Below are 4,936 nucleotides of genomic sequence, written 5' to 3'. Positions count from 1 at the left end.
TCAACGCAAACTACTTTCCCCATTCTGGTCTTTAATGATTCTGCTATGGGGATACTATTCCTACCAATTCCAGATCCTAAATCTAATACAGATAAGTATTCTTGACCTTTATACTCATCGAGGAGGTCGATTACGGTTCTTACTGGTCTATGCAGCCACGAACCAGGTTCATACAAATTGTAATTATCATAACAGAAGTCATGATATTTCTTCTCTTCTGATCTTATATACGCTACTCTGTCCAAACCCTCACCTCTAGCTTTCTGCAAGTTTCATCTAACGTTCCCGTATTCACGACGCCCAGCGAATGCTGGGTGTGTCCGGCTCTGCTTCTACTTCCACGAAATCCCTCTGCCGGACCGAGGGCGTATGCCCGATGCGTGAATATAATGTTATGTGATGTCAGCATCTTCTTCGAACTACTTAAGTCGGTTCTTTGATTTCTTTGCGATGGTTTTAAACTCTTCGTATTTCTCTCTCGATGCTTTAATTTTACTCTCAACAACATACGGGGCAGCAGCTGCTAAGTTAGGTAACTTCTCATTTATGTAACTGTATAATGATCTTTTCTCACTATCGGTTGGAACTATTGGAGCAACAGGTATAGGTAATGGTTTATCATCTACTTCTACTTCTTCGAGTAAACTCGGCATTCCAAAAGCAAAGAAATTATGAAAAGCTCTTTTCCTATCTACTTCTGTTTCTTCATAATTACCATTGGAATCTAATCGGAATCGGTCAAATTCGACCGTAAGCAATTGATGTGGCTTCCTGTCTTTATTTTTGTAAAATAAAATGACCTCAAGTACATTCTGATTTGCTAATTGAGGTACAGACTTATATTTGTGATTTTTGGGTTGAGAGATCTTTATAATCTTATCTCCATTAGAAGAAATGAATAAATATCTGCATCCAGTCATTCATACCACTCTTTCAATTTTTTATTTATGCTGATTTCACATAACGTTCTTGTATTCACGAAACGCCCCAGCCTTAGATAGCTCTTATCTTAGGTTGGGGCGTTTGTTGTCTGATCTTCTTCCATGATTATACATCTGACAACCGAGGGGCGATAGCCCTGAAGCGTGAATACGGTGTTATGTGAAGTTCCTGACCTCTTGAATAAACTTCGAATTTATTAATATGCATTTATATCGTTCTACTCCAGGATATTTCTCTCCCAAAGTCGTAATGTAAAAGCCAATCTTTCTATAAAAATCTACTGCATCCTTATCGGTTTCGGCTTCTATTCTTCTTATATGATTCTCTTTCAAAAATTCCATTATTAATTTAGTGCCTAATCCTTGTCTTCTATTACTAGATTTTATTGCTATATGTTTTAATTCAACTTCGTTATCTGATTGAAAAACGATTCCGAGTAACCCAACTAATTTTTGGTTCTCAATTCTTCCTAGTAATATTCTAGATTGATCATTCTTATATTGTTCATATTCCTGAACTACTCGTTCTTCCTCTGAGAACATGCATTCAGCTAATAAATTTATGATTTCCTTTCGATCATTGTAATCTTTTAGATTAATCATTGATTTGGATTTCACCTAATTTCATTTTTCTTTTCTCTCAGGAATTTCGCATAACGTCTCTCGTATTCACGAACCCGAGAACCTTAAGGACCCGAATGGGTCCGGCCGCGACGCGGTTAGGTTCGCAGGGTTGTCCGCCTGAATCAACTTCCTTGAAAATTCCTCAGGCGGACCGAGCAGCCGAATGGCTGCGATGCGTGAATGCAGTGTTAGAGGAAGTAACACGACATCTTTGAGTTCCCTTCTAAAAAAATCAAAGGGACTAGAATATTACCTTTTGTTCTAGTCCCAGAAATATTCTATCGAATCTGTCTGCACCAGTCTCGAAAAGATAGTACGATTCTTTGAAAGTCTTCATCTGAAGGGAGGTAACCATTATGCGCAACTATATTCCTTAACTTCTCCAATTCTTCTAACCTTAATTCAACGAACTTTAATTCTTTTATAATTGGAAGAAAAAAACTTTCGAACTTTCTAATGATACTTACGAGATCTCCCCAATCCACATAATATAGAGGGGAGCCGTTACCTCGTGGGCTTAGCCATTTATTTTTATTCTCTACTTCTTTTCTATTTTTTACTTTACCTCGTAATTGCGCATTTGATGCAGATTCCCACCAATCTGCTCCGATTTCCTTATACAAGACATTCTCAATCAGTTTTCTAACTGAGTTCTCATAACAATGCAATATGATATAAAGTTCAGCCATTTTATAGGCGTCGTTTATTTCAGATTCAGATAGTAATGGAGTTTTATCGACACCCGCCTGGTCAACTATTCTTACGGGTTTTCCATCGAACACTTCACCATATTTTTCATTCATTTCATCAATAATCTTTCTGCTAAGTTTGAATGAATTATGGTTTTTTCCACGATGAACATTTCTATTTTTCGTTAAAGCATTCTTTAATCGAGTCGTGTTCGGTGCTGGAAGCGAGGCTAAATAAAAGAACTGTGAAATCGATCTTAGATCAAATTCCTCATTCCCTGTTGACTTGCAAAAAAACCATCCAAATGCGATTGCATGATCTTCCTTTGTTGTTTTATCGAAAGGAAAAATACTGCAAAATGTCTCGAAAGTGTCCATTTAACTATCCCACCGTTACTTTTCAGGTTTTTTGGGTAAATCATGCATCACAAAGTCTTCACCTGTATGATGTAATTTGTATTTTCCACCATCAGAAAGTATATACCCTTCAAGCAAAAGATTAGATATAACAGATGAAATTCGCTTTGGTGCTTTATCACCTGTTATTCTTAAACCAGTGAAAATCTCTTCCTTTGTTAATTCTTTCATATTACCCTCAATAACTAACCAATAAATAACAACAAGAAGTTGTTGATTCTGGTTAGTAGGTTTTTTACTTTCATAAAACTCTTTTAGCTTTCTTCTTTGCTCAGAGCTAAACGGAAGATCAACAACTTTTAAGCTCTCACCTCTGGAACTTGTGCTTTTCTTATTTGTGTTTTTATTTTGTGGCTTATGATTATTCTTGTTTTCAGTTCCTTTGTTTGTTTCTTCATCATTATGCGACTGTTTTTCGACAGCTTCACTATCCCCTGAGAAAGTATCTATTTCCTCGTTTTCTCTGTAATTTGTGTTGAATTTTGGAAGAAAGTGTTCTAGTCTATCAAATATTCTATCAATTGATTCATCCGGAGCTTCAACCAAAACAGAGCCATTCTTAAGATCAATTTGCACTTTTACATTTCCTGACATGGAATTACCACCTTCGACTAATTTATTTGGTACTTATTTCTACGTCGAATGGTAAATTCCTTCCATCAGTATGCTTCGTGTTATTTCCTCTAACGTTGTTGTATTCACGACGCCCCACCACCTTAAGGTCCGAAGGACCGGCCGCGATGCGGTTAGGTGGTGCGGGTGTGTCCGGCTGAATCTACTTCCCTGCTACTGGAATCTCACCTTTGAATCCGCTCCTAACTCCGGTCCGGACCGAGGGGCGAATGCCCCGATGCGTGAATATGGTGTTAGGTGATGTTGCCGCTTCTTTGAATACTCCCAGTCCACATATCTCCAGTATTAATGAAATAAGAGCGTTCTATTCTTCCATCTATAATCACTTCATCTGTTTTTAGAGCTCTATTCTGGATATCATTAATTTCCTTCGTTGTTTCCAAATCACTTTCCCAAACATAATAACCATTCACACATCTTTCCCAGAGAAACTTATCGGTTGATGGGTGATGAATCAGCAATGGAAATTCTTTATGTACTTCGTTATCCATAAATATCTTATTGTAATATTCAATTTCCGTGCCTAATGCCGCAACTACTTGCGAGTCTATGAACTCAGGATCAGCTAGCCATATCTTCAAATAATAAGGTTGATTCAATTGTTCAAGCTTCTCTTGCCAGGCTAAATAGATTTCAATTAATTGATAAAAAATCTGTTTCCTAAATTTATAAGTAGGGTTTTTCTTTCCGACTTCTTTGGAGTTAATTTGATATAGATTATAGAATGGTTTAATCCAAATCTTCACATATTCCTTACGGTGTTTTAGTAAAGACTCAATATCCAGTTGCTTATGATGTTCTGCCCATGAAGCGAGTTTCCTTGCTTTTTTCTTCATACCTCTAGTCTTCTTACGTATTGATGTAAACTTCATGAATTACCTCCAAATCGGCTCTTCGGCAATTTCACCTAACGTTTCCGTATTCACGAACCCGAGAACCTTAAGCCCCAAAGGGGCGGCCGCGACGCGGTTAGGTTCGCAGGGTTGTCGCCTGAGTCCGCTTCCTCGTAATGCCTCGGGCGACCGAGGGACGTCGTATGCCGGACCGATGCGTGAATGTTGTGTTATGCGGAGTCCTTGTCTTCATTGATTAACTTACTTAAACTTCTAATTTTTTCCTTCATAACAATTGCCTCAGCTTTATAATCCATGGTTCTTCTCATGTGCTTTTTATAAGCTGAAAATGATTTATAAATAAAGTAAAAGTAGAATACTGGGATGCCCACTCCTAAGTACATTAGTAAGTCACCAAGTAATAATTCTGTAGAGAAAATATTGATCTTAGTATTAATACTGGAATTGTTATTTGTATATACCCCCAAAATAAATATTATTATTGGAATTGGCGAGAACGCCTTCAATATATCTAATTTTGTTTTACTTATTTCAGCAAAAGCTCCTGACCAAACGGCAAACTTCTCTAGCTTAGCATATGACAATTCTTCATTCTTCGTTTCATATATCAAGTCTAAGTGCTTAGAGAAATCCTTGAAATCTTTATATTCCTTATAACATATTCCAATAACAATAATCGTATAAACCAACCAAAAATAAACTGAAAGCATGAATTTAGATACATCGGGAAAAAACGTTCTTCCCAAATATGAAACTATAATCATAAGAATCATTTTAG

At 37.0% G+C, this 4,936-nt stretch carries 6 protein-coding genes and 1 pseudogene; all 7 read right to left on the bottom strand.

All coding sequences use genetic code 11. From position 1 onward, the window contains the following. Positions 1-245 (bottom strand): annotated as a pseudogene (locus tag M3G15_RS21065) (class I SAM-dependent methyltransferase); the annotation flags it as partial. 174 nt (positions 246-419) lie between these two features. Then, positions 420-920, bottom strand: a complete 501-nt coding sequence (locus tag M3G15_RS21060; RefSeq protein WP_009224831.1) for a hypothetical protein — start codon at positions 918-920, stop codon at positions 420-422. Positions 921-1,097: 177 nt separating this feature from the next. Continuing rightward, positions 1,098-1,544: a GNAT family N-acetyltransferase gene (locus tag M3G15_RS21055; protein ID WP_009224833.1), complete on the bottom strand. Its 447-nt coding sequence runs from the start codon at positions 1,542-1,544 to the stop codon at positions 1,098-1,100. Positions 1,545-1,843: 299 nt separating this feature from the next. After that, the gene (locus M3G15_RS21050; protein ID WP_260071985.1) at positions 1,844-2,632 is read right to left on the bottom strand and encodes a Swt1 family HEPN domain-containing protein; all 789 of its coding nucleotides are present in this window, start codon (positions 2,630-2,632) and stop codon (positions 1,844-1,846) included. Positions 2,633-2,647: 15 nt separating this feature from the next. After that, complete coding sequence (locus tag M3G15_RS21045; protein WP_260071984.1) at positions 2,648-3,265, bottom strand: hypothetical protein; 618 nt, start codon at positions 3,263-3,265, stop codon at positions 2,648-2,650. A gap of 272 nt (positions 3,266-3,537) precedes the next feature. Next, positions 3,538-4,176, bottom strand: a complete 639-nt coding sequence (locus tag M3G15_RS21040; RefSeq protein ID WP_260071983.1) for a hypothetical protein — start codon at positions 4,174-4,176, stop codon at positions 3,538-3,540. Between the two features lie 191 nt (positions 4,177-4,367). Then, positions 4,368-4,936, bottom strand: a 569-nt coding sequence (locus M3G15_RS21035; protein WP_260071982.1) for a hypothetical protein, incomplete at its 5' end; no start/stop codon positions are given.

The organism is Paenibacillus sp. p3-SID1389, from assembly GCF_025151705.1.
Taxonomy (GTDB): domain Bacteria; phylum Bacillota; class Bacilli; order Paenibacillales; family Paenibacillaceae; genus Fontibacillus; species Fontibacillus phoenicis.
Note: the sequence above shows the minus strand (reverse complement) of the source record. Positions and strands in the feature narration are given on the sequence as shown.